This is a genomic window from Candidatus Omnitrophota bacterium (genome assembly GCA_030695905.1).
Classification (GTDB): Bacteria; Omnitrophota; Gorgyraeia; order 2-01-FULL-45-10; family 2-01-FULL-45-10; genus CAZHPY01.
Window position 1 is genome coordinate 39,682 of record JAUYOL010000043.1, and the last position, 26,008, is coordinate 65,689.

17 protein-coding genes and 1 pseudogene are annotated in these 26,008 nt (G+C 44.6%); all 18 read right to left on the bottom strand.

The window, feature by feature from the left end:
• Positions 1–66 precede the first annotated feature (66 nt).
• The 18 genes and pseudogenes from Q8R38_07505 to Q8R38_07590 all read right to left on the bottom strand — a co-directional run bounded on the left by Q8R38_07505 (position 67) and on the right by Q8R38_07590 (position 26,008).
• Positions 67–726, bottom strand: a complete 660-nt coding sequence (locus tag Q8R38_07505) for a TIGR00730 family Rossman fold protein (protein ID MDP3791872.1) — start codon at positions 724–726, stop codon at positions 67–69.
• 3 nt (positions 727–729) lie between these two features.
• Positions 730–1,860 (bottom strand): AAA family ATPase, encoded by a 1,131-nt coding sequence (locus tag Q8R38_07510; protein ID MDP3791873.1) that lies wholly within the window; start codon positions 1,858–1,860, stop codon positions 730–732.
• A 76-nt stretch (positions 1,861–1,936) separates the two neighbouring features.
• The gene (purQ, locus tag Q8R38_07515; GenBank protein ID MDP3791874.1) at positions 1,937–2,737 is read right to left on the bottom strand and encodes a phosphoribosylformylglycinamidine synthase I; all 801 of its coding nucleotides are present in this window, start codon (positions 2,735–2,737) and stop codon (positions 1,937–1,939) included.
• Position 2,738: 1 nt separating this feature from the next.
• The gene (gene purL, locus Q8R38_07520) at positions 2,739–5,627 is read right to left on the bottom strand and encodes a phosphoribosylformylglycinamidine synthase subunit PurL (protein MDP3791875.1); all 2,889 of its coding nucleotides are present in this window, start codon (positions 5,625–5,627) and stop codon (positions 2,739–2,741) included.
• Between the two features lie 3 nt (positions 5,628–5,630).
• Positions 5,631–7,172 (bottom strand): glutamine-hydrolyzing GMP synthase, encoded by a 1,542-nt coding sequence (gene guaA / locus Q8R38_07525; protein MDP3791876.1) that lies wholly within the window; start codon positions 7,170–7,172, stop codon positions 5,631–5,633.
• The gene (gene purF / locus Q8R38_07530) at positions 7,173–8,573 is read right to left on the bottom strand and encodes an amidophosphoribosyltransferase (GenBank protein ID MDP3791877.1); all 1,401 of its coding nucleotides are present in this window, start codon (positions 8,571–8,573) and stop codon (positions 7,173–7,175) included.
• Positions 8,570–10,135 (bottom strand): annotated as a pseudogene (gene carB / locus Q8R38_07535) (carbamoyl-phosphate synthase large subunit). Before carB (Q8R38_07535) ends, purF begins: the two are co-directional and overlap by 4 nt.
• Before the next feature lie 242 nt (positions 10,136–10,377).
• Entirely contained in the window at positions 10,378–10,752 is a 375-nt protein-coding gene (locus Q8R38_07540) for a hypothetical protein (protein ID MDP3791878.1), read from the bottom strand.
• Between the two features lie 10 nt (positions 10,753–10,762).
• Entirely contained in the window at positions 10,763–11,488 is a 726-nt protein-coding gene (locus tag Q8R38_07545) for a hypothetical protein (GenBank protein ID MDP3791879.1), read from the bottom strand.
• Positions 11,489–11,490: 2 nt separating this feature from the next.
• Positions 11,491–12,180 (bottom strand): hypothetical protein, encoded by a 690-nt coding sequence (locus Q8R38_07550; GenBank protein MDP3791880.1) that lies wholly within the window; start codon positions 12,178–12,180, stop codon positions 11,491–11,493.
• Between the two features lie 18 nt (positions 12,181–12,198).
• Entirely contained in the window at positions 12,199–13,863 is a 1,665-nt protein-coding gene (gene carB / locus Q8R38_07555; GenBank protein ID MDP3791881.1) for a carbamoyl-phosphate synthase large subunit, read from the bottom strand.
• Positions 13,856–14,935, bottom strand: coding sequence for a glutamine-hydrolyzing carbamoyl-phosphate synthase small subunit (gene carA, locus Q8R38_07560; GenBank protein MDP3791882.1), 1,080 nt, complete (start codon positions 14,933–14,935; stop codon positions 13,856–13,858). The genes carB (Q8R38_07555) and carA overlap by 8 nt, the downstream gene beginning before the upstream one ends.
• A complete protein-coding gene (locus Q8R38_07565) occupies positions 14,932–16,545 on the bottom strand; it encodes a CTP synthase (GenBank protein MDP3791883.1) in 1,614 nt (537 codons plus the stop codon). The genes carA and Q8R38_07565 overlap by 4 nt, the downstream gene beginning before the upstream one ends.
• A 147-nt stretch (positions 16,546–16,692) precedes the next feature.
• Positions 16,693–17,091 carry a hypothetical protein gene (locus Q8R38_07570; GenBank protein ID MDP3791884.1) on the bottom strand — a complete coding sequence of 133 codons (399 nt, stop codon included), beginning with the start codon at positions 17,089–17,091 and terminating at the stop codon, positions 16,693–16,695.
• Between the two features lie 53 nt (positions 17,092–17,144).
• Complete coding sequence (locus Q8R38_07575; protein MDP3791885.1) at positions 17,145–18,590, bottom strand: glutamate synthase subunit beta; 1,446 nt, start codon at positions 18,588–18,590, stop codon at positions 17,145–17,147.
• Complete coding sequence (gene gltB, locus Q8R38_07580; GenBank protein MDP3791886.1) at positions 18,583–23,109, bottom strand: glutamate synthase large subunit; 4,527 nt, start codon at positions 23,107–23,109, stop codon at positions 18,583–18,585. Before gltB ends, Q8R38_07575 begins: the two co-directional genes overlap by 8 nt.
• A 154-nt stretch (positions 23,110–23,263) precedes the next feature.
• Positions 23,264–25,456, bottom strand: a complete 2,193-nt coding sequence (locus Q8R38_07585; GenBank protein ID MDP3791887.1) for a glutamine synthetase III — start codon at positions 25,454–25,456, stop codon at positions 23,264–23,266.
• A 210-nt stretch (positions 25,457–25,666) separates the two neighbouring features.
• Positions 25,667–26,008, bottom strand: a complete 342-nt coding sequence (locus tag Q8R38_07590; protein MDP3791888.1) for a P-II family nitrogen regulator — start codon at positions 26,006–26,008, stop codon at positions 25,667–25,669.

A 26,008-nucleotide genomic window follows, 5' to 3' on the forward strand; every position in this document is an offset into this window, starting at 1 on the left:
TCTCGGGTTTAAAGGTACAAGTTACCTACAATGAGTTGTTGCCATCCTTTTTATTTGTAGGCATCCCTAAGTGGAGCAGATTTTGTAGAACTCGTTTATTGCGGCAAGCACTTCCTGAGGTTTATCTGCAACTGAAAATATTTTCAAATCCTTCTGGTCTATCGTTCCCTGAGTCAAGAGCGTTCCCTTTATCCATGATATGAGGCCCTTCCAGTACTCTTTCCCCACTAATATTACAGGAAAAGGATCTACTCGCTCGGTCTGAACAAGCGTTATGGCTTCAAATAGCTCATCTAAGGTGCCGAACCCTCCGGGAAATACGACAAACGCCTTGGAGTACTTCGCGAACATTACCTTTCTGCAGAAAAAATATTTGAATTCAAGAAGTTTTGTGACATATCTATTAGGTTTCTGCATTATCGGGATAAGTATGTTGAGGCCTATGGACTCTCCGCCGGCTTTTTTAGCCCCTTTGTTTCCCGCTTCCATTATGCCATGACCGGCGCCGGTAATGACCGCATATCCATTTTTGGCAAGTAAGCACGCGGTATCTTCCGCTATCTTGTAGAATCTTTTTGTAGAAGCGGCATTGTTTTGAGCTGAGCCGAATATAGATACAGCCTTTTTAAGGCTTGAAAGTTCCTCGAATCCGTCAACGAATTCACTCATTATGCGGAATATGCGCCACGGGTCTTCTTTTATGAAGTCATTCTTCAGGAAAGTCATTTATTAGAGCTTCTTTACGGAGTCGTATGTGCCGTATGGATTTTGTTCTTTATCCTGATTGAGAGAGTCTAGTACCCATTCCCCGTCAACTACAAATTTATATCTGTATTTTCCCGGGGTAAGGGTATATCGTTTTTCCCACAGGCCTTCGGCAGTGCGCAAGAGGCGGCTTTCGTCGTTCATCTTCCAATGGTTAAAGTCTCCCACTATGTATACATCTTTTGCCGCAGGCGCGTTTAAATGAAACGCGGTATCTCTTTCGGCAGGTTCTTGCGTTGGCTGTATAGCGGGGATTCTCGTTGCTTGCGGTAATACAGCTTCTTCCGGCTTGAAAGCGCATTCAGCCAGAGCTTTTTTAAATTCCTCCGCCCCCTCCATCCTTATGACCTCATGCGCAAGGGCTGTATAATCTATCGCGCCGTTGGATCTATTATCGAATTGCGTTACCGTGACGCCCTTGGCAACGGCCTTTTTTAGAGTTACGTTCAGTCTTATCACCGTTTCCAGAGTCTGTTCTTTGAAGAACGCTTTTATCTCGTCCAGTACGGTCTGTGAATATTTAATTCTTCTATCAAATAATGTGGCAAGCGCCTTAACTGATGGTGAATGGCCTATGTTTATCTTTATCAACTCTATCATGCCAAGCAATTTTCCTACGCCCATAAGCGAGAACGCGCTCATATCTATGGGCACTACGACAAGCTCCGCGGCGCGCAAAGCATTGAAGGTCAAGAATCCGAGGCTTGGAGGGCAGTCTATTACAACGTAGTCGTAGTTAAGCTGTGTTGAATATATCGCCTCATGAAGTTTTGATACAGCGCCTTCGGTATCTTTTAATTCCTGCTCAAGTGTGCTTAATAGTATATTTGATGGTATGATATCGAGATTTTCCGTTACCCTGATGATGCAGTCGAGTATCGGCTTTCTTTTTTCCTCGTTATCCGTGAGAATATTATATATAGACTTATCCGCGGGCTGGCTTATCATTCCCAGGCCGAATGTAGCGTGCGCCTGAGGGTCGAGATCTATTAGTAAGACTTTTTTTCCTAAGTTTGCTATTGCGCCGGCGAGATTTATTGCAGTTGTGGTTTTGCCGCATCCACCTTTTTGATTTGCTATCGCTATCCTGTTCATACCTAAGGCCTCCGAATTTGCGCTCCCTATATAACAAGGATAAATTTATATCAAATATATACTAAAAATGAGCAAATTACAAATGTTTTTTGCAAAACTCAACGCCATTTTCAAATATAGCCAGGCCGTCACCGTCTCCTCTATGGCTGCTACGTGTCCATCTGGGGTGTTGTAAATAACTTATATGCCTCTCAGGGTGGGGCATCAGGCCTAGTATACGTCCGGTTTTATCGCATATTCCCGCAATATTCTCGACGGAGCCGTTAGGATTATATGGAAAACCCTTTGTGTTTCCATATTCGTCCGCATATTTAAAAACGATCATTCCGTTCTTTTTCAGATATTCCAGCGTCTTCTTATCTTTTGGTATGAACTTCCCTTCTCCATGCGCAACAGGCAGATAGATTATTTCTTTCATATCTTTTGTCCATACACATTTCGTCCTCCGCCCTCCGCTCCCCCGCTTTAAATACACCCATCGGTCCTCGAATCTTGCGGAATCATTAAGCGTGAGAGTCGATTCTATGGACTTGAAATCTCCGGAAATATTCGGTAGAAGGCCGCTTTTTACAAGTATCTGAAAGCCGTTGCATATTCCTATTATAAGTTTCCCATCCTTTATAAATTTCTGGACATCATCTTCTATGCCGAATTTTAATTCATTAGCGAGTATCTTGCCGCTGGCTATATCATCGCCATAGCTAAAGCCTCCCGGGATCGCAAGGATCTGATAGTCGGATAATTTTTTTTCATCTCTCGTTAACTGATTTATATGCACAAGCTCGGTGATCGCGCCGGCATTTTCAAAAGCAAACGCGGTCTCCTTATCGCAATTTGTCCCGGCTGTTCTTAAGACTATAACTTTTATTTTAGGCATTTTATATATTCTTAAACGTGCTCTGCCAGCTTGATTTTAACGTGTCTATGCCGGCATTGACCGCCAATTTGTTTTTATGGTCATATATCTTTAAAAACCTGTCTTTGGCGGTATTGCCAAGCTTCCATACGGGCACCTTGCCCATAATTTTTAAAAATATTTTTTCATTTTTTACTTCCACTACAAATCTTGTATTTGATTCTGAGAACAAAAGTATTTCACTCGCAAAGATGCCCTGCTCGAACGGTTTACTTTTAAATCCAAACTGAATCTTCATACCAAGCGAGCCGGCAAATGCCATCTCTGCTAAGGCTACCGCTATGCCGCCATCCGAACAGTCATGGCATGACGCGACGCATCCTGACCAGATAGCCTTTGTCAGAGTGTCCATTACGCGTTTGCCATAGAAGGGATTCACTTTCGGGACTTTGTTTCCTGTGTAACCGTACATCTTGTAGTATTGCGATCCGCCCAACTCTTCATGCGTAAGGCCCACTACATAGATTGGGTTGCCGGGTTTTTTCGCGTCCATCGTGACCGCCTTACTCACATCATCCATAACGGCTATCGCGGATATCAGCAGGGTTGGCGGTATGGATATGGTCTCTCTGCCGGTGGAGTATTCATTGTTTAAGCTGTCTTTACCCGATATAAACGGCACGCCGTAAACTTTTGCTATATCATAACAGGCGCGTGACGCCCTCACCAGCCCGCTTAACCTATCCGGTTTATCGGTATTTCCCCAGCAGAAATTATCCAGGACAGCGCACCTGCTTATATCGCCGCCAACAGATACTATTTGCCTCAAGGCTTCGTCAATGGCGCTTGCGGCCATCCAGTATGGATCTATCTTTCCATAATCTATATTTATCCCACAGCTTAATATTATGCCTTTTTTGGATGAGAGAACGGGCCTTGTTATGCAGGCGTCGCCGGGAGCGTCATTTTTTACGCCTTGAAGAGGCTTGAGCACGCTGCCGCCCTGCACCTCATGGTCATATTGGCGTATTATCCACTCTTTCGACGCTATGTTCGGCATTGATAAGAGCCGGATCAGGTCTTGGGTGAAATCTTTTTTATTTTTTAATCTCGGCTCTTTATGCCGCGGCTTCTCCCACACCGCTTTTCTAATCAGATCGGGCCCGCCGTTATGCAGGAAATCGACATCGAGATTGCATACGCACTCGCCGTGATAAAATAACCTAAGATGTTTCGTTCCGGTAAAGCGTCCTATGACCGTGGCCTCTACATTCTCTTTTTCAAAAATTGATATCAGTTCATCGATCTTATCCGGGCTGACGGCAAGCACCATCCTCTCCTGCGCTTCCGATATCCAGCTTTCGGTGTATGTCAGCCCTTTGTACTTAAGAGGGATCTTTTCAAGATCAACATCAGCGCCTAACTCCTCTCCCATCTCGCCCACCGCGCTGGAAAGCCCGCCGGCGCCGCAATCCGTTATAGCGTTGTATAGCCCTTTATCGCGCGCCTGAAGTATCGTATCTGTTACCTTCTTTTCCATTATCGGATTGCCTATCTGTACAGCAGAACCCGATAGCTCCTGTGACTCGTGTGTAAGCTCTCCGGAAGAGAATGTTGCTCCATGGATGCCGTCCCTCCCGGTGCGGCCGCCAACGACAACAACCAGGTCGCCGATATTTACCTTCTTGAATGACATTTCCTTGGGTAGAATGCCTACATTTCCGCAAAATACGAGTGGGTTGCCGACGAAGCGCTCATCGAACAAGACAGCGCCGTTGGAAGTAGGTATACCCATCCTGTTTCCATAGTCCCTTACTCCGGATACGACCCCTTTCATTATCCTTTTTGGGTGTAACGCGCCTTTTGGCAGTTTTTTATAAGGATAATCTGTAGGGCCAAAGCAGAATATATCTGTGTTTATGATAGGTTTTGCGCCAAGTCCCGTGCCAAGGGGGTCTCTTATAACGCCTCCTATGCCGGTTCCGGCGCCTCCGTAAGGCTCAAGCGCCGAAGGATGGTTATGCGTCTCTACCTTGAAGCATATATCGTATTTGTCGTCGAACTTGATGACACCTGAATTGTCTTTGAATACGGATACACACCATGGTTTTGCCAGCTCCTTAGTCACTTTCATTACAGTGGACTTCAGCAGATTATCGATATGTTCAGCCTTGCCGCCTGAAAGATGCTCCTTATCCCTGTATTCAATCTTTCCCCTGAACGTCTTGTGCTTGCAGTGCTCGGACCATGTTTGGGCCAATGTCTCAAGCTCGCAATCCGTGGGATCTTTTTTAAGATCTTGAAAATACTTTTGTATGGCCCGCATCTCTTCCAAATTGAGGAATAGATGCCCTTTTTTCGATATCTCTTTTAACCTTTTATCGTTTGCCTTGAGCATATCGACATGAATGAGCTTGAACTGGTATGGCGGCGGCTCAGGATATATCGAGGATAGTTTTTTTACTATATGCTGGATGACTTTATTGTAGAGGAGTTTCTCTGCTATCGAACGGATTTGGCTTTCGGATAATTTACCTTTAATAAGGTATTTTTTTGCGGTCCTAACTTCTCTTACTCCCTTTATTCCCAGGTCCTGTATCGCTTTTTTGGCGCTCTCTTCGACAGGATCCATAACACCGGGATTATAGGCAACTTCGACTGCCTTGAATTCCTTTTCATTGCAGACGCTTCCATTAAAAGAATATTCCTGCGTGACAGGATCTATCAAAAGTTCTTCGGATATTTTTTTTATATCAATTTCGTTTATATCCCCCTCGAGGAGGTAGACATATACGAACTTTACTTCCTCGACCTTATTTTTAAAGCCAAGGTCTAGTATATCTTTTTTTACGCTTTCACCGACGGCGTCATAAAATCCGTCTTTTTCGCGAACCTCAACCCTGTAAAGCATTACTTATTCCCACTCTATAGTCGCGGGCGGCTTTGAGCTGATGTCGTAAGCCACTCTATTTACGCCCTTGACCTCATTTATTATTCTATTTGAGATCCTGCCCAGTACCTCATGCGGTATCTTTGCCCAATCTGCCGTCATACCGTCCAGGCTCGTCACTGCCCTGAGAGCTACTACGTTTTCGTATGTTCTCTCATCGCCCATTACACCGACGCTCTTTATCGGCAAAAGCACCGCGAATGCCTGCCATATCTTATCGTACAGGCCCTCTTTCTGTATGGTATCGATAAACCTGTCATCAACTTCCCTTAAGATGTCGCAGCGTTCTTTAGTCACCTCTCCCAATATCCTTACCGCCAGGCCCGGCCCCGGGAATGGATGGCGGCCCAAAACCTCCGGATGCATTCCAAGTTCTTTTCCGACGCTCCTAACCTCATCCTTGAACAGGTACTTGAGAGGCTCGACAAGTTTTAAATTCATCCTTTTGGGCAGGCCACCAACATTGTGATGCGTCTTTATCGTGGCGCTTGGCCCGCCGAACGCGGAACGCGATTCTATCAGATCAGGATAAAGTGTTCCTTGGGCGAGAAAATCTACCGAACCTATCTTTTTCGCTTCACGCTCAAATATGCGTATAAACATTTTGCCTATTATTTTTCGTTTCTTTTCAGGGTCCTCAACACCTTTAAGCGCGCTTAAAAATTCTTTGGACGCGTCCACGCATTTCAAATTTATCTTAAAATGTTTTTGGAATATCTCTTTTACGCGCCTGGCTTCGTTCTTGCGCAAAAGTCCGTTATCGACGAATATGCAGATAAGCCTGTGCCCTATGGCTTTATTTATCAGTATAGCGGCGACGGATGAATCAACGCCGCCCGATAACCCCAAAACTATTTTTTTATTGCCGACAGTCTTACGGATCTGGGTAACAGTCTCTTTGACAAAAGACTTCATTGACCAATCGCCTCTTGCGGCGCAGATATCTTTTAAGAAATTCTTTATTATTGTCTTGCCGAATTTCGTATGCGCTACCTCGGGATGGAATTGCACTCCATATAGTTTCTTTTTAAAATCCGCGAACGCGGCGATGGGGGTATTTTTGGACAGCGCGACACGTTTAAAATTTTTAGGCATCCTTTTTACTTTGTCGCCGTGACTCATCCATGTTACACTCTCACGCGGAACATTTTTAAATATATATTTGTGGTCCGTAACCGTAAGTGTCGCTCTGCCGTATTCCCTCGACCGTGACCTTGTGACTTCTCCGCCTAATAGTTTCGTCATCAGCTGCATGCCGTAGCATATACCCAGCACCGGTATGCCTAAAGATAACAGCCTTGCGTCGCAGGTGGGCGCTGACTTCGCGTAAACGCTTGCCGGCCCTCCGGAAAGTATTATGCCCTTCGTCTCTTCCGGGTTTATCAAGTTTATATCTATGGTAGGCGGGACTATTTCGCAGAATACATTATTTTCCCTGACCTTTCGCGCGATCAGCTGATTATACTGTGATCCAAAATCTATGATGAGTATAGTTTCTTTCGGCATCTATGATATACCTTTGCAGAGACGCTTTTCCAGCGCCTTTTTATACGGCGGCTTGCATATAGTTGTAGGATAATTTCCGGTAAAGCAGGCTGTGCAGAATTCTTCTTTAGGAAGCATCATGGAGCTTAACATACCTTCGAGGCTTAAGTATTTTAAGCTGTCCACGCCTATAAACTGCTGTATCTCTTCGATGGAGTGGTTCGCCGCGACCAGCTCTTTCTTGGTGGGGAAGTCTATGCCATAAAAACATGGGCTGATTAACGGCGGACAACTGACTCGCATATGAATCTCGACAACTCCCGCTTCCCTCAAGGCCCTTACACGGCTGCGCGAAGTAGTTCCTCGCACGATAGAATCTTCGACTATAACAATGCGCTTGCCTTTCAGCACATCGCGTATCGGATTCAGTTTTACCTTTACCTTAAAGTCCCTTATCAGCTGGCTTGGCTGGATAAAAGTTCTTCCTATGTAGTGGTTTCTTACATATGCCATCTCAAGCGGTATGCCCGATGCCTCGGAGTATCCTAAAGCGGCATAGTTGCCGGAGTCGGGTATGGGCATTACAAAATCAGCCTGAGTTGGATATTCTTTCGCGAGAGCCTTGCCAAGATTTTTTCTGGCCAGATAAACGCTCTTTGTGAATATGTTGCTGTCTGGCCTCGCGAAATATATATATTCGAATATGCAGAATGCGTGTCTGGCAGCGGGAGGCTGCTTAAGAGATGTTAAACCGTTTTTATCTATTATGACTACCTCGCCCGGATCGACATCTCTTATGTATGTAGCGCCTATCATATCAAGGGCACAGGTTTCACTTGCGACAACGTAGGCATTATCGATCTTTCCTATGCAAAGCGGACGGAAGCCAAAAGGATCGCGTGTAGCATAAATGGCGTCATTCAACATGAGCACAAACGAGTAAGCGCCCTGCATCTTCGACAGTATCGGGACTATCTTCTGTTTGTAGTTATTAAGGTGGTCCTTTACCAGGAAGTGAACTATTAATTCTGAATCCATAGTCGTTTGCAGTATTGAACCGGAATCCTCGAGCTCATTCCTTAACTCGACGGAATTGGTCAGGTTTCCATTATGAGCGACTGCTATGAAGCCTTTTTTATGGTTTATTAGTAGCGGCTGGACGTTTTTGGCTATGCTTGAACCGGTTGTGGAATATCTTACATGGCCTATAGCTATAGGGCCTTTCAGTTTCTTTAAACTTTCTTCTGTAAATACGTTTCCGACAAGGCCCATTCCTTTTTGCATATGGACCTTCTTGTAGTCATAGCTTGCTATGCCGGCCGATTCTTCGCCGCGGTGTTGAAGAGCATAAAGCGCTAAATACGCCAGCCGCGCTGCGTCTTTATGTCCGTGTATTCCTACGACTCCGCAGTATTCTTTCATTTATTACCTTTATTCTTTGCGTGATATTCTTGAAGCGATGTTACCGACATCTTCGGTTTCTTTATAAGGTTCTCTATGCCGTTTACCGTGGCCTGCGCCCCCGATACGGTCGTTATAAGCGCTATATTATAGAGAATGGCGTTGGACCTGATTTTAATCTCATCTTCCTTTGTTGTCTTGCCGGAAGGTGTATTTATCAAAAGTGATACTTTTCCGTCCTTCATAAGGTCTATTATATTCGGCCTGCCCTCATGCAGCTTCGGCAGGATTTGAACATCTATGTCGTTGCTCTTTAATGCATCCGCGGTACCGCTGGTCGCCATTATCTTAAATCCTAAGTCCGCCAGTTTCTTTGCGACGAATATAATGTTTCTTTTATCCTGATTTTTTACGCTTATGAATACATTGCCCTTAGTAGGCATCTTCTGCCCCGCTGCGATCTGGCTCTTTGCGTATGCTGACCCGAATGTGGTGTCTATCCCCATTACTTCGCCGGTAGACTTCATCTCAGGCCCGAGGATAGCGTCTACGCCAGGGAATCTTATGAACGGGAATACGGATTCCTTTACCGTAACATAATTTATAGTCTTTTCCTTTGTAAAGCCCAGCTCTTTCAGCGTCTTTCCCATCATTATCTTTGTCGCGAGCTTTGCTAAGGGCACGCCCATTGCTTTACTTACAAAGGGAACCGTTCTGGATGCCCTGGGATTAACCTCAAGGATAAAGACTATATTATTTTTTACGGCATACTGAATATTCATCAGCCCCTTCACGTCCAGTTCTTTGGCCATAGCGTAAGTGTTTTTTCGGATAATGTCTATAATGTCTTTCCCCAGGGTGTGTGGCGGTAGCACCATTGCGCTGTCTCCCGAATGTATGCCGGCTTCCTCAATATGTTCCAATATCCCCCCGATTACGCAAGTCTCGCCATCAGCTATAGCGTCAACATCGACTTCTATCGCGTCTTCCAGGAATTTGTCTATCAGGATAGGCCTTTCGGGAGATGCCTCTACCGCTCTCTCCATGTAATCGGATAGGCTCTTCTCGTCATAGACTATCTCCATTGCTCTTCCACCTAATACGAATGAGGGCCTGACAACTACAGGATAGCCTATCCTCTCAGCGACTTTTTTTGCTTCTTCGGATGATATAGCGGTTCCATTGTCCGGTTGGACCAATTTAAGCTTCTTAAGCATCTGTTGAAATCTTTTTCTGTCTTCGGCAATATCGATTGAATCTGGGCTGGTTCCGAGGATATTTAATCCCGCTTTGGCAAGCGGCCCCGATATATTCAATGGAGTCTGGCCGCCGAATTGAACTATCGCGCCTATAGGCTTTTCAATATCTACTATACTTAAAACATCCTCTACAGTGAGCGGCTCGAAATAAAGCTTGTCTGATGTGTCGTAGTCGGTGGAGACAGTCTCCGGGTTACAGTTTATCATTATGCTCTCGTAGCCTTCCTCTTTTAAGGCATAAGAAGCATGGCAGCAGCAGTAGTCGAACTCTATGCCCTGCCCTATCCTGTTTGGCCCACCGCCGAGTATTAGGACCTTCTTTTTAGCACCCATTTTTTATTCCTATACCTCTGCTACTCTATGATACTATGCCCTTAAAACACAATCGGCCAGCGGAGGTGACAATTCTCCCTGGCCACAATTTTTACGTTGTGCAATGCGTTACTTGCTATGTAATTTTGCTGCTCCTTTACGATAGACATCCAGTTTTTCCATATGTGAATTCATATTTTATCATGCCTATCGCGGCGTGTCAAGTGACGAAGTTTAGCGCCGGACCCAATCATTTATTCTCCGCTTATGAATTTTCTAAAATCTTCCATTGCGGTTTTGAATGTTTGTGGATTGGTTTGCCAGTCGATATATCTTGGCATCTGTGTAACCCATTCTTCAAAGAGCGCCCATCTTAATTTAGCCATCTGCGCCTGTTCTTCGCTTAAGCCAAGATTGCCCTTTATGCTGGGCTGCATAGTCGGAAGATTGGAATTTCCTTTGTAATTTCTTATTGGGGTGACTTTGCCCGTAAGCATATTATATTTTGACGGTATCTGCACGCCCGCGATCTCATAATTTACCGTGCGTATAAATAGGGACTTGTATGAAATAGCGATAAGCGCAAACAAGCCCAGTGTTACCAGCGCCGGAATCATAATTTTCTTCATATTTTTCTCCTTAATTTAGCATCTCTATTTTGTACAGGTCGCTGTACGTCCCGGTTACCCATAAATTCATTCCATCCCACGCTACGCCGGTGGTCTTCTTTACGGGTGACTTGAAATATCCTAATATATCAAATGTGTCGGCATCAACCTTATAAACTTTATTATCGTACCAGGAGCTTACCCATAAGCTTTTTCCGTCCCATGCTATCTGGCAAGGCTCCTGTATATTATCTATTCCGTGTCTATTTAAGATGTTAAACTCATCATCCATTTTCAAGAGATGAAATTTGGTGCCGGCAATAGACCTCGTCCAGGTTATTACAAATAGATTTTTCCCGTTCCAAACAGCTCCGGTTGGGTGTGCCGGAGCAAGCAGCGCTTCTTTTTCCACTGCCATATTGTTGTTTTCAATACGAGTTGTGTATATCTTCTTTGAGTCCCAATCCGTAACTATATATACGTCTTTGCTTCTGGATGTTACGGCCTCAGTAAAAGTACCGACAGGTTTTATTTCTGCGGATACTTTACCGCTGCCTGGATCGACCACCCACGTCATGCCTTTAAGCCCGTTCGCGACCCAGATGTTTTTACCGTCGAAGTACAGCCCTTCGTGATACCACGTCGGTATTTCCACCCTGGCCACAACCTTGGTCTTTATAAGGTTATCTTCTTTGGGGGAAAATCCGCAAAGGCAAAATATAAGCGCTGTAAAAGTTAAAAATTTTAAGGTCTTCATTCTTAAAATTTGTAATAAATTCCGCTCGATAACGAAGTCTCATCTATAAAATGGCCTTCGACGCTTAAGTACGTATTTTTTGTGATTTTAACGTCGCAGCCTATGACTACGCCGGTATAGTATGCCGGCGGGCGGTTTTTTCTGTCGATATCATTTGTCTTTTGAATCAAGTTCCCATAGGATAATTTGGCGCCGGCAAAAGGCGTCATTCTGCCTATCTCCCTGGAAGAGACAAGCGACACCTGCCAGTCTTCATATATTGCCATGCGTTTGTCGCCGTTTAAATTTCTGTTGGCAGGATGCGTGCTTGTGTGTTGAAAACCGGTCACCACGCGTACCTTATTTTTATCGTCATCAAGTACCCGCAGCCTGAAGCCATACCCTCCCGCCAAACCGTAATTGTGGTCTACTTTAGGATGGACGCCTCCTTTTTCCCGGACGTTGCCAAATCCGATCTTTCCGTCAAGGGTAAGCCAATCGAAGACGCCATATGACAAGGTGTAGTAATTCTGTAAGCTTTTGATGTTTCCGTAGGAGTTGCTCAGGTCGTGTTTGAATACGCTGTTGTTCTGATATCCGGTAATATATTTACCCTTGTAGGGTATATTTGTTCCGTCGGTGGGTGCCGCGTGGATATTTATGGAACATAGCAAGAACAAAATAATAACGCCATATACAATATATTTGCGCATATGGCGTATTTTACTATATTACCTATCGTATGTCGAGTAATAATACGGTGTGTGTGCCTTGAATTCGGCGGCGCATGTATCAACTAGTTTAAAATCTGGCTCTATACTCTTGGATTTTCTTAAAGCCCTTATTTCGTTCTCATCTTTACCCAACAGCATAGCGAGTTGCTTATCGCTGAATCCGTATTGTTTGGCATGGACAAGAAGACTGTCCGCTATATTGTCCTTATGTTTTATTATCTGGCCTTCAAGCTCTATTATCTCTTTTATGTTATGCAGAAACCATCTGTCTATTTTTGTCATCTCGTATATTTTCTCTATATCGATAGACGCTCGTAAAGCGTCGCCTATGTAAAATACTCTCTCGGCGCAAGGCGTCCTTAGTTTTTCGTAAATCATATTTAATGTATCTTCACTTGCCTTTACATTTCCGAGACAATCTTTGAAAAGCATGGTTTCAAGCCCGCTCTTTTTAATTTCCAGTGAGCGCAACCCTTTCTGCAGGGATTCCTTAAACGTTCTTCCGATAGACATTGCCTCTCCGACCGATTTCATCGATACTGTAAGCGTGGGGTCAGCAAGCGGAAATTTCTCGAATGTAAACCTCGGTATCTTCACCACGCAATAATCTATAGAAGGTTCAAAGCATGCAGGCGTCTCTTTTGTGATATCATTAGGTATTTCATCAAGAGTGTAGCCTACCGCCAACTTTGCGGCTATCTTTGCTATGGGAAAACCCGTAGCTTTTGATGCCAAAGACGAGCTTCTCGAGACTCTTGGGTTCATCTCTATGACTACCATTCGGCCTGTATCGGGATTTACCGCAAACTGTATATTCGATCCGCCGGTCTCAACCCCTATCTCCCTGATGCAGGCTATTGAAGCGTCCCTCATCTTCTGATATTCCCTATCGGTGAGTGTCTGTATGGGCGCTACAGTGATAGAGTCACCTGTATGCACTCCCATTGGATCGAAGTTCTCAATAGAACATATTACAACGACGTTATCTTTCTTATCGCGCATTACCTCGAGCTCGAACTCCTTCCAGCCTATTACAGATTCTTCAACCAATATTTCGCTTATCATGCTGGATTCAAGTCCTATCTTGGCGCGTTCCCTGAATTCTTCTATATTATAAGCCACACTACCGCCGGTGCCTCCAAGCGTAAAACTCGGCCTTATTATCACAGGAAAGCCTATCTTCTCCGCAACCACGCACGCCGTCTTTAAATCATATGCCTTATCGCTTCTTGGAAGATCGAGGCCGATCTTTTGCATAGCTTCCTTGAATAAACGCCTGTCTTCACCCTTCTTTATGGATTTTATGTCGGCTCCTATGGTCTCTACCTTGTATTTTTTTAAGATTCCTTTTTCGGCAAGGCCTATCGTAGTGTTAAGCGCGGTCTGGCCGCCAAGGGTCGGCAGCAGCGCGTCAGGCCTTTCCTTTTCGATGATCTTTTCTATCGCTTCTACGGTTATCGGCTCAATATATGTTCTGTCTGCCATTTCCGGATCCGTCATGATTGTAGCCGGATTCGAATTGACCAATATTATTTTATAGCCATCCTGCCTCAGGACCTTACATGCCTGTGAACCTGAATAATCAAATTCGCACGCCTGGCCTATTACTATGGGCCCGGAGCCGATTATCAATATCTTCTTTATGTCAGTTCTTTTAGGCATGTTTCTTCATCATTTCCTTAAAATTTTCGAATAGATACTTAGCATCATGAGGACCCGGGCTGCACTCGGGGTGGAATTGGACAGAAAATATGGGCAGCTTCTTGTGCCTGATGCCCTCCAGCGTCTTGTCGTTCAGGTTCATGTGGGTAATTTCCAGCTCTTTTTTGTTTAATGTGTCTATGTCAACGCAGTAACCGTGATTTTGGACAGTTATGGCAACTTTTCCGGTCTTCAAATCCTTTACCGGCTGATTTCCGCCGTGATGTCCGAACTTTAGCTTATAAGTCTTGCCTCCAAATGCCTGGCCTAACATCTGATGTCCTAAGCATATTCCGAATATGGGAACCTTGCCGATAAGTTCCCGTACCGTCTTTACTATGTATTGCAACGCTGCCGGGTCCCCCGGCCCGTTTGATAATAGGACGCCATGTGGTTTATGATCCAAGATCTCTTTGCTGGTAGCCGTTGCCGGCAAAACCATTACCTTGCAGTCGTTTTTTGCCAACTCTCGCAGCATGTTATATTTAACACCGCAATCGAGTACTACAACTTTGAATTTTCCTTTATTACTCCACTCGTAGCCTTTTTGCGCCACTACCTCTTTGACAAGGTCTCGTCCTTCAAGCCCAGGTGAGGCTTTTGCTTTGTCTATCAGACTCTTTTCGTTGAAATCAACCGTTGATAATATTGCTTTCATTGCGCCGGCTTCTCTGATATGCAGAGTGAGAGAGCGCGTATCGATGCCTTCTATGCCTAAGATATCAAATTCTTTTAAATATTCACCAAGGGATTTTTTAGAACGCCAGCTGCTGGCTATTTTTGAACATTCTTTGACTATGAAGCCCTCGACAAAAGGCTTGCGAGATTCCACGTCCTCGTCATTTACGCCGTAATTGCCTATCAAAGGATAGGTCATAGTTACCATCTGACCTTTGTAGGATGGGTCTGTGAGGATCTCCTGGTAGCCCGCCATACTTGTATTAAAAACCACTTCCGCGCATCTTTCGCCGGCGGCGCCGAAAGACTTGCCTTTGTAGATCTTACCGTCTTCTAACGCGAGTATCGCATTCATTTCTGGGCTTTTCCGTACTTCAACGCGGCTGTTATAAAATCCCTGAAGAGGGGATGCGGCCTGTCCGGCTTCGATTTAAATTCCGGATGGTATTGAACCGCTATAAAATATGGATGTTTTGTTATTTCCACGGTCTCAACGAGATTTTTCTTGGGATAAATACCGGAGAATGTCATGCCTTTTTTCTCCAACAAACCTTTGTATTTGTTATTAAATTCATATCTGTGCCGATGTCTTTCAAGCACCAGCCCCTTTTTATAGGCCTTATGCGCGAGACTGCCCTTCTTTATTCTGCAGGGATAAACACCCAAGCGCATTGTGCCGCCCATATCTTTTATGTGTTTTTGTTCCTCAAGCAGGCTTATAACGGGGTGTTTAGATTTTTTATCGAACTCCGTTGAATTAGCATTTTTCAGTCTGCATACGTTTCGCGAAAATTCTATTACCGCGCACTGCATGCCAAGGCATAGTCCAAGGAACGGGATATTGTTTTCCCTGGCGTATCTTATAGCTTCAACCTTACCTTCTATCCCTCGATATCCAAATCCCCCCGGCACCAGTATTCCGGATACATCATCTAAGAGGTTCCCAATGCCATGTTTTTCTATCTCCTCGGAATCTATCTTCTTTATTGTAACCTTGGCATCATTATATATGCCGGCATGTACCAGCGATTCATATATGGATTTATAGGCGTCCTGTAAACCTATATATTTCCCTACGACGGCGACTGTGACCTTGTGCCGCGGATGTATTGCCCTTTCAACAACGAATTTTGCCCAATCTTTGAGGTCAGTTGACCTGGATTTTAATTTAAAATGATCAAGTATTATCTTGTCCAGCCCTTGTTCTTTGAAGATAAGAGGAACCTGATAAATAGATTCCGCGTCCCTGGCTTCTATTACGGAGGCTTTATTGACATTGCAGAATAATGATATCTTTTCCTTCACGTCGTCCGAGAGCGCCTTCTCTGTCCTGCAAATAAGAATATCGGGCTGGATGCCTATCTCGCGCAATTTCCCCACGCTATGCTGCGTAGGCTTTGTCTTTATCTCTTCTGCGCTGCGAACGTAAGGTATGAGAGTGAGGTGCACGTATAGGGCATTATGATATCCGACTTCAAGCCTGAACTGCCTGGCAGCTTCTAAGAACGGGAGGCTCTCTATATCTCCCACAGTTCCGCCTATCTCGACTATCAGTATCTCGGCGTTTGAAACTTGTGCGGCTTTTCTTACCCGGTCTTTTATTTCATTTGTAATATGCGGTATTACCTGGATAGTCTTACCGAGATAATCGCCGCGTCTTTCTCTGGCTATTACCGCGTTATAGACCTGGCCGGTAGTTGCGTTAGAGAATTTTGTTGTTTCGGTATTGATAAATCTTTCGTAATGGCCGAGGTCAAGATCCGTTTCAGCGCCATCTTCTGTCACATAAACTTCCCCATGCTGATAAGGATTCATTGTGCCCGGGTCAACATTAATGTAGGGATCGAGTTTCATCATCGCAACCCTGAAGCCGCGTGATTCCATAATCTTGCCTATGGATGCTGAAGCGATGCCTTTACCCAGACTTGATATAACACCACCGGTAGTAAAAATGTACTTTGTCATGCTTTTCTTCCCTTTATGCTTATCAAAAAAATAGCGTTTTTTTTTAGGCCGGGATTATCCGGTTTTCAAAAAAAACGCTATTTTTTAAAACGTTAGTTCTTCGTTGAACCTGCGATGATTGTATCACAACGTTTTAAATTGTCAATATTATTTTTGCGCGAACTTTTTTGCTACGCGCCTCTCTTTATTTTTATTGTAAAGCTTTTCGCCCAACCACTCTCTGGCTAACGTATCCTTATCGACGCCTTTTTCTTTCCAGTCGTATTCCATAATAACGGCTGTCTTAAGGACTTTCCATACGGGTTCGCTTAAAAGATTCGGCTTCTTTTCATATAATCTGTCCAATTTTTTACAATAAAACGGAGCGTCTTTGGATATCGTAACGCCCTGTTTTTTTACATCTTTAATAAAATCCTTAGCAAGCTGAATTCGCGCTTTTTTATCTACCTTTAGCCAATCGTTTCCTGTGACGGGTTTGCCTTGAGCGAACGCAAGCCCTGCGCAAAAAGCAATTATAAGTAGTGCAGATATTATTTTTCTCATCATTTCCTCCGGTTAGTATGTTAGATGATACCGCTTTTGGATACTTTAGTCAATATCTATAGACAGGGTAGAGAAGATTCGCCGGCAAGGTATTTGTCAATATTGTGCGCCCCGCGGCGGCCCTCTGAGATGGCCCACACTATAAGCGACTGCCCTCTTCGCATATCGCCGGCGGCAAATACACCTTTATGTGAGGTCATATAGTCTTCGCCCGTTTTGACATTACCCCTGTTGTCAAATTCAACTTTTAATTCGCGCAATAGATTGTTGTGTTCAGGGTGAACAAAGCCTATGGCAAGTATCACAAGATCTGCATCTATTTCAAACTCGCTGCCCGGGATCTCTTTCATGATGGGGCAATTTTTCTCGTCTTTCTGGGAAAAATCAAGTTTGACGCAATGGGCCTTTTTGACATTTCCGTTTTGGCCGGTAAATTTTTTAGTGAGAACGGCCCACTGGCGTTCGCCGCCTTCCTCATGGCTTGTGGACACCTTGAATAGAATAGGATATTTTGGCCATGGAAAATCGGGCGTTCTGCATTCGGCGGGCTTGCCCAAGACTTCTACCTGCATAACACATGATGCCCCCTGTCTGTGCGCCGTCCCTACGCAATCAGCCCCCGTGTCTCCGCCGCCTATTATAAGGACCTTTTTATCTTTTGCGTTTATGAGTTCTTCGCGTGGTATTTTATTGCCGGCCACAACGCGGTTTGCCTGTATAAGGTAATCCATAGCAAAGTGTATGCCTTTTAATTCTCTTCCCTCAACTTTCAGGTCTCGTGGCTGTCTTGACCCGCCGGAAAGGCATATTGCATCGAAATTTTTTAATATCTTTTCAGTTTTATGATCGGTGCCGACATTAGTGGACAAAATAAATTGGATTCCTTCTTTCTTTAGAATATTAATGCGGCGGTCTATGATCTTTTTTTCGAGTTTGAAGTCAGGAATGCCGTAGCGTAATATTCCGCCAGGCCTGTCATCTTTTTCAAATACTGTAACCTTGTGCCCCGCTTTATTGAGCTGGTCCGCGCAGGATAGCCCGGCGGGGCCGGAGCCTATTACGGCCACGGATTTTCCTGTGCGTTTTTTTGGAGGCCTTGGTTTGATATAGTTTGAATTAAATGCCCATTCTATTATCGAAAGCTCGTTATCTCTTATTGTAACAGACTCATCGTTAATGCCAAGAACGCATGCGTATTCGCACGGAGCCGGGCATATTCTGCCTGTTATTTCGGGCAGATTATTTGTTGCGTTTAGAAGTTCGAAAGCTTTTTCCCATTCGCCATGAAAAACAAGGTCGTTCCATTCCGGTATATAATTGCAGACCGGGCAACCCCAGTGGCAGAAAGGCGTTCCGCAATCCATGCATCTTGAGGCCTGTTCTTCGGAATCCTTCTCGTTGCGCAGCTTGGCTACCCACTCGTGATCCTGCACCCTCTCGCACACAGGCCGGTAAGGCAATCCCTCTCTCTTTACTTTTAGGAAACCCTTAGGGTCACCCATCCGACACCTCCGACAGGTCCATCTTCTCCTCGGCTTTTCTTGCCTGAAGTATGCGCTTGTATTCAGTAGGCATTATCTTGACAAAATATTTCTTCTCTTTATAGAAGCTGTCCAGTATCTTTTTGGCGACATGGCTTTTAGTGTATCTTGTATGGTTAAGCAAAAGGTGTTTTATGGCTTCCTCGTCCTCTGTAGTCAATTTTTCAAGCTCTACCATGCTCATATTGCATTTGTCTTTGAAAGACTTGTCCCTGTCGAATACATATGCTATGCCGCCCGACATGCCAGCGGCAAAGTTTCTACCGGTTCTGCCCAATATGACGACTCTTCCGCCGGTCATATATTCACAGCCGTGGTCTCCGACACCTTCTACGACAGCGTTTAAGCCCGAATTTCGTATACAGAACCTTTCGCCGGACACGCCTCTTATATATGCCTCGCCCGAAATAGCCCCATAGAATGTCGTATTGCCGATAACTATATTTTCTTCGGATTTGTAGGTTGCTCCGTTATCGGGATAGATAATTATTTTCCCCCCGGATATGCCTTTGCCTACATAGTCATTTGCCATTCCTTCTAATTCGAATGTAGCTCCTTTTGCCAGAAAGGCTCCAAAACTCTGTCCGGCGATACCATTAAATTTACAGTTAATAGTATTTTCGGGCAGGCCTTCCTCGCCATATCTTCGGCATACCTCTCCGCTGAGCATTGCGCCCGTTGTTCTATTGGTATTATTTATGGATAGTTTTATATTTACCGTATTTTTATTTTCGAGCGCGTCTTTGGCCATTTCAATCAGCTTGATGTCCAGTACGCGTTCAATATTATGATTCTGTTTCTTCATGCAGCGTATATCCACACCTTGCGGGACATCAGGTTTAAATAAAATCTTTGAGAAATCTATATCTTTACCTTTCCAGGGTAGCGCAGATTTATCTGACTCCAGAAGATCCGTTCTCCCGGTCAATTCCTCTAAGGTTCTCACGCCCAGCCGAGCCATTATTTCACGTAATTCTTGCGATACAAATTTGAAGTAGTTTATAAGATATTCGGATTTTCCTTTAAACCTTTTCCTTAATATATCATCCTGTGTCGCCACGCCCACAGAACAATTATTTAAATGGCAGTGCCGCAACATTACGCATCCTAATATAATAAGGGCTGCTGTGCAGAAACCAAATTCTTCAGCCCCTAAAATAGCTGCTATGGCCACGTCCCGGCCCGTACGCATCTGCCCATCCGTCTGAAGCCTTACCCTGCTTCTCAAATCGTTAAGCACGAGCGTCTGATGTGTTTCTGACAGTCCTAATTCCCATGGAAGTCCCGCATGTTTTATCGAGCTCAATGGCGACGCGCCTGTTCCACCGTCTCCACCCGAAATAAGTATCATATCGGCATGCCCTTTCGCGACGCCTGCCGCTATAGTGCCCACGCCTATCTCCGAAACAAGTTTTACGCTTATGCGCGCGCGCGGATTGGCGTTCTTCAGGTCAAATATAAGTTGTGCCAGATCTTCTATTGAATATATGTCGTGATGGGGAGGCGGCGATATAAGTGTCACGCCCGGTGTGGTGTAGCGTATCTTTGCTATAGTCGCGCTTACCTTATGGCCGGGTAGTTGTCCTCCCTCTCCCGGCTTTGCTCCTTGCGATATCTTTATCTGCAGCTCATCGGCATTAACCAAATAGTTTGCGGTTACACCGAATCTTCCGGATGCAACCTGTTTTATTGAACTTCGCGCCGAATCGCCGTTTGGCAGAGGCGTGAATCTTGCAGGGTCTTCTCCGCCCTCTCCGGTATTGGACCTGCCTCCGAGTTTATTCATAGCTATGGCTATAGCCTCATGGGTCTCTTTGCTTATCGAGCCGAAACTCATCGCTCCTGTCGCAAAGTGCCTGACGATAGACTCTATGGGCTCAACCTCTTCTATAGGTATGCCATTTTGATCTTTAAATTTTAAGAGGCTTCTTAATGTGCATGGATTTTTAGACTGGTCATTTATTGACCTGGCAAATTCCTTATATTTTTCATAGTCATTACTCCATGTCGCGTCCTGCAGTTTGGATATAGATTCCGGATTCCATAGATGGAATTCTCCGTCGCGCTTCCACTGGTATAGCCCGCCCGTTTTTAGATATGGCTCTTCAGTATTCTTTGCAAAAGCATCTTTATGCCTGAGGATCGCCTCTTTAGCTATTATTTCAAATCCTATGCCGCCTATTCTTGAAACCGTTCCGGTAAAACACGCATCTACTACTTCATTGCCTAAGCCCATCGCCTCGAATATCTGGGCGCCTCTGTAGCTTTGTAATTTAGATATTCCCATTTTTGACAAAACTTTTAGTATGCCTTTTTCCACACTCTTTATATAGTTATACCGGCCGTCCTTTTGACTGATGTCGAGTTCGCCTTCATCTATAAGTTGTCGTACAGCCTCATAGACAAGATATGGATTAATACAATCGGCTCCATATCCGAATAGAAGCGCAAAATGATGAACCTCTCGCGGTTCCGCGCTTTCAACTATAATGCCTATCTGTGTTCTGAGCGCGTTTCGTATAAGATGGTGGTGCACCGTGGCGGTTGCCAATAGCGCAGGTATGCTGGCAAATTCCTTGCTGACACCTCGGTCACTCAAGACTATAAATGTATAACCGTTCTTAATCGCGCTTACAACTTCTTTACATATTACATCGAGCCTCTTCTTCAGTTCTTTCTCACCCGAGGCTTTGAACAATATGGAGATCGTCTTGGTTTTAAAGTTATTGAGTTTGATACCTTGTATCTTTAGAAGGTCGTCATCTGTCAGGATAGGATGTTTTAATCTTATCTTGTGACAATGCTTTTCGGATTCGCTCAGAAGGTTCTTCTCTGGGCCTATGTAGCTTTCCAGACTCATTACAAGCTCTTCTCTTATCGGGTCTATGGCCGGATTCGTAACCTGTGCGAATAATTGCTTAAAATATGTATATAGAAGCTGCGGGCCTTTTGAAAGGATCGCGTGCGGCGTATCATTTCCCATGGAGCCGACCGGCTCCTGGCCGTTTTGCGCCATAGGCTTGATAATCACTTTTAAGTCTTCTCTTGAGTATCCAAACGCCTTCATTTGTGTCTGCAGATCTCCGATTTTTTTGTTATTCTTTTTTGCCGGAAGTTTATCAAATTCAATTAGGCTGTTTTTTAGCCAGGTTTCATATGGTTGTCTGTCCGAGGCCTCTTTTTTTATCTGAGAGTCATCTATTATTTTACCTATCTTCGTGTCTATATAAAACATCTTGCCCGGTTCCAGCCTGCCGGACGTCAGGATATCTTTGGCTGCTATATCGAGCACTCCGACCTCTGAAGCCATAACAACAAGGCCTTCTTTTGTGACAATGTAGCGCGCCGGCCTTAGACCGTTCCTGTCAAGTACGGCTCCTATGCTTACGCCGTCGGTAAAAGCGATGGCCGCCGGACCATCCCATGGCTCCATAAGGCAGGCGTGATATTTGTAAAAATTTCTAAGCTTTCTATCCATGAGAGCGCTCTGCTCCCAGGCGTCCGGTATAAGCATCATCATCGCGTGATGTATAGGCCTTCCGGCGAGAACAAGCAGCTCGAACGCGTTATCTATTGCGGCGGAGTCGCTCCCGCCAGGTACTATTACGGGGAATACCTTCTTTATATCTTTGCCAAATAGGTCCGATTTTAACAGGCCTTCCCTGGCGCGCATCCAATTAATATTGCCCCTCAAAGTATTTATTTCGCCATTGTGAGCAAGAAATCTGAACGGCTGCGACAGGTCCCACGTGGGGAATGTGTTGGTGCTATAGCGTGAATGGACCAGGCATATGGAGCTTTTAACGTCTTTATCCTGCAGATCCGAAAAGAAGCCCTCCATCTGGTGAGGCATTAAAAGGCCTTTATAAGAAAAAGTCCTGCTCGAAAAATTCGTTATATAGAAGAAAGACCTCTGTTTGATGCAGGATTCCCGGATGGTATTCTCAATCTTTTTTCTCGTTATATACAGCGTTCTTTCAAAATCTATGCCACAGGCCGGATTTGAATCCGCCCTCTTTATAAAAGGCTGCTCCATTACAGGCTGCGTATTTTTTGCTGTTATGCCTATATCAGAATTTTCCACAGGCACGCTTCTCCATCCAAGCAGCGTGAGTCCTTCCTTTTTTATGATCTGTGAGATGGCTTCTTTGCAGAATGTGCGGTCCTTTTCATCTGCCGGCAAAAATACCAAGCCTGTGCCGTATTCACCCTTGTCCGGCAAATCTATCTTTATCTTTTTGCATTCTTTAACAAAAAATTCATGCGGGATCTGTATTAGTATCCCGGCTCCATCTCCCGTTTTTGGGTCAGAGCCTGTCGCTCCACGGTGAGCCAATCGCCGCAAGACTTCGAGTCCTTGAGATACTATGCGGTTGGATGCTTTGCCCTTTACGTCACAGACGAACCCTACGCCGCACGAGTCATGCTCGAAAGCCGGGTCGTATAGCCCTTGTTTTTTTGGTAAATAGTGATATTCCATGTTTACAAATTCCGTTTATTAGAGTTTATTGCATAGAATTTAAGCGGGCAAAAAGAAAGCAAATAGGCGCTCAACTTAGTTTAAGCAATTAAACCTAAATCGAACGCCTATAATACAATAATGCAAGTCAATTTGCAAGCTTTTTGATAGGCATCTATTTTATAAAAAGCATCTCTCTGTATTTCGGCAGGTCCCAATGCTCGTCGGAAACTACGCATTCGAGCGCGTCAGCGTGCTTCCTTATATGTTCCATCAGAGGTTTTAGTTCTTCAAAATAAATCTTTGCCCTCTCTTCATGATGCAGTTTCTGTGCGCGATCCAGTAGATCTGTCATTTCGTGCAGATTGCGCCTTACATAGTAAATCTTCTGCGCGATCTCCGCCAAATGCTTCTTCTGGTCATCGAGGGTTCTTTTGTCTATTTTAACTCCGCCGGTTTTTGCCAAAATTACCAGCTTATTGAGATTGCCGGATAGTAATTTTTGATACTCATAACCGGCAGGCACAACGCTTGCATTTACCATTTCGTTAAGTGTCTGAGCCTCGATCTCAATAGTTGTATTATAAGTATGTACCCAGATATGATAACGGGCGACGATCTCTTCTTTTGAGAATACTTTGTATTTTTCAAATAGCGCTATATTATTCTTGTCTATAAGCGCTTCGAGAGATTGATAGGTGGATGCCACATTGGGCAACCCTCTTTTTTTTGCTTCCTTAATCCACTCGGGCGCATAGTTATTACCTTCGAATCTGACATTCTTTGTTTCCTTGGCCAGCCTCGCTATTACTCGAAGAGTGGCTGTGCCGAAATCTTTTCCTTTGGACTCTTTCCTGATCTCGCCCGCAACATAGTCGAGGGAATCGGCGATTATCGTGTTGATAATAGCTATAGGAGTCGATATATTTTGCGAAGATCCGACAGCTCTGAATTCAAATTTATTTCCTGTGAACGCGAATGGTGATGTGCGGTTCCTGTCAGTCGTGTCTTTGTTAAACTGCGGAAGGCGCGCAATGCCAAGGTCTATTATATCTCGCTTGGAAATTTTATTTTTAACACCCTTCTCTATCATATCAAGGATGCCGGTCAGCTGTTCTCCCAGAAAAGCGCTTATAATGGCCGGTGGCGCTTCGTTAGCTCCAAGACGATGCTCATTGCCTGCCATCGCTACGCTTGCACGCAGCAGATCAGCATGTAGGTAGACAGCCCTTAAAACCGCTACGAGGACGGTCAGGAATTGTAGATTGTCTTCAGGTGTATCTCCCGGATTCAAAAGGTTATTTCCTTTATCATCAGCGAGCGACCAGTTGAGGTGCTTGCCGCTCCCATTTATTCCCGCGAATGGTTTTTCGTGGAGCAAGCATACCATGTTATGCCGTAACGCAACTTTTTTCATGAGTTCCATGAGAAGCTGATTGTGGTCAGCGGCTATGTTCGATTCTTCGAATATCGGAGCGAACTCATACTGATGAGGCGCGACTTCGTTATGCCTTGTCATTACCGGTATGCCTAATTTATATGCTTCTTCAGCGACTTCAAACATGAAATTTACGACACGTTCTTTGATGGCGCCAAAATACTGGTCTTCAAGCTGCTGTCCCTTTGGCGAGGGGGCTCCTATCAGAGTCCTCCCCGTTAATAATAGATCCTGCCTCAAATTATAGTAGTTTTTATCTATAAGGAAATATTCCTGCTCCGGACCGCATGTGGACACCACTTTCTTCACATCTTTATGCCCGAAAAGTTTCAGAAGATTGACCGCTGCCTTGCTAAGCGCTTCATCAGATCGTAAAAGCGGCAGCTTCTTATCAAGAGCTTCTCCGTGATAAGATATGAATATGGTAGGTATGCAGAGTGTGTTACCGAGCGTAGATTCTATTATGAAAGCCGGGCTCGAAGGATCCCATGCGGTATAACCGCGCGCCTCGAATGTGGCGCGTATTCCGCCTGACGGAAAACTGCTTGCGTCCGGCTCGCCCTGGATTAATTTAGATCCGGAAAACTTCTCTATTACCTTACCCGGTTTCACAAAAGAGATAAAGCTGTCATGCTTTTCCGCCGTAAGTCCTGTCATGGGCTGGAACCAATGAGTATAATAGGTAGCGCCCTTTGCCATTGCCCATTCTTTCATGGCGTCAGCTATTTCATTTGCCTGCTCTAGAGTTATAGTTACGCCCTCGGACATCCAGCGCTTAAAGGCATCGAATGTTTTTTTGGATATATGTTTCTGCATGGTCTCGATATTAAAGGTATTCTCTCCAAAATAGCTGGAAACTTTTTTTAGGACTGCTTGTTTTTTCAAATCCACGCTCTTTACTTTAAATAATGCTTCCTGTCGAATTGCCATAAAACTCCCTTTCTATGTTTTTATTGCGGGTGTCCAAATATTATAGCACAGGCCCATCCCAATTCAATCGTTTTTACTTTTACAAAAAAATAACGCCCATCTTGGCAGCTGCTATTTCCAAAATGAACGCCTGTGTTCCACTTTAATATTGTAGCACTACTTTGTGCGGCATTACTATACATACAAGTAAAAACGGAGGCGTTTTGGTAACTACCCTATAGCTTCCTGTCCCCTCTCGCCCGTTCTTATCCTTATGCACTCTTCGAGGTTCAGCACAAATATCTTTCCGTCGCCTATATTGCCCGTCTTAGCGGCCTTACTGATTGCGGCTATAGTGGGTTCCACAAATTTCTCATTTACTGCGATCTCAAGCCTTACTTTTTTTAGCAGATTTCCAGTTTCTTTTCTGCCACGGTATATTTGAGTTATTCCTTTTTGCCTTCCGCATCCCAGGACGTTGGAAACAGTTTTAAGATGTATTTCGCACTTGTCCAGCTCCTGCAGGACATCTTCAAGTTTATGCGGCTGAATAACAGCGACTACTAACTTCAT

What these genes read in the sequence shown, in the direction of transcription:
- Q8R38_07575 (MDP3791885.1), bottom strand. Translation starts at nt 18,590, where the DNA reads ATGGGTGACCCTAAGGGTTTCCTAAAAGTAAAGAGAGAGGGATTGCCT.
- Q8R38_07565 (MDP3791883.1), bottom strand. Translation starts at nt 16,545, where the DNA reads ATGACAAAGTACATTTTTACTACCGGTGGTGTTATATCAAGTCTGGGT.
- Q8R38_07505 (MDP3791872.1), bottom strand. Translation starts at nt 726, where the DNA reads ATGACTTTCCTGAAGAATGACTTCATAAAAGAAGACCCGTGGCGCATA.
- purL (MDP3791875.1), bottom strand. Translation starts at nt 5,627, where the DNA reads ATGCTTTACAGGGTTGAGGTTCGCGAAAAAGACGGATTTTATGACGCC.
- Q8R38_07540 (MDP3791878.1), bottom strand. Translation starts at nt 10,752, where the DNA reads ATGAAGAAAATTATGATTCCGGCGCTGGTAACACTGGGCTTGTTTGCG.
- guaA (MDP3791876.1), bottom strand. Translation starts at nt 7,172, where the DNA reads ATGCCGAAAGAAACTATACTCATCATAGATTTTGGATCACAGTATAAT.
- Q8R38_07550 (MDP3791880.1), bottom strand. Translation starts at nt 12,180, where the DNA reads ATGCGCAAATATATTGTATATGGCGTTATTATTTTGTTCTTGCTATGT.
- Q8R38_07585 (MDP3791887.1), bottom strand. Translation starts at nt 25,456, where the DNA reads ATGGCAATTCGACAGGAAGCATTATTTAAAGTAAAGAGCGTGGATTTG.
- Q8R38_07510 (MDP3791873.1), bottom strand. Translation starts at nt 1,860, where the DNA reads ATGAACAGGATAGCGATAGCAAATCAAAAAGGTGGATGCGGCAAAACC.
- Q8R38_07590 (MDP3791888.1), bottom strand. Translation starts at nt 26,008, where the DNA reads ATGAAGTTAGTAGTCGCTGTTATTCAGCCGCATAAACTTGAAGATGTC.
- gltB (MDP3791886.1), bottom strand. Translation starts at nt 23,109, where the DNA reads ATGGAATATCACTATTTACCAAAAAAACAAGGGCTATACGACCCGGCT.
- Q8R38_07570 (MDP3791884.1), bottom strand. Translation starts at nt 17,091, where the DNA reads ATGATGAGAAAAATAATATCTGCACTACTTATAATTGCTTTTTGCGCA.
- Q8R38_07545 (MDP3791879.1), bottom strand. Translation starts at nt 11,488, where the DNA reads ATGAAGACCTTAAAATTTTTAACTTTTACAGCGCTTATATTTTGCCTT.
- carB (MDP3791881.1), bottom strand. Translation starts at nt 13,863, where the DNA reads ATGCCTAAAAGAACTGACATAAAGAAGATATTGATAATCGGCTCCGGG.
- purF (MDP3791877.1), bottom strand. Translation starts at nt 8,573, where the DNA reads ATGAAAGAATACTGCGGAGTCGTAGGAATACACGGACATAAAGACGCA.
- carA (MDP3791882.1), bottom strand. Translation starts at nt 14,935, where the DNA reads ATGAATGCGATACTCGCGTTAGAAGACGGTAAGATCTACAAAGGCAAG.
- purQ (MDP3791874.1), bottom strand. Translation starts at nt 2,737, where the DNA reads ATGCCTAAAATAAAAGTTATAGTCTTAAGAACAGCCGGGACAAATTGC.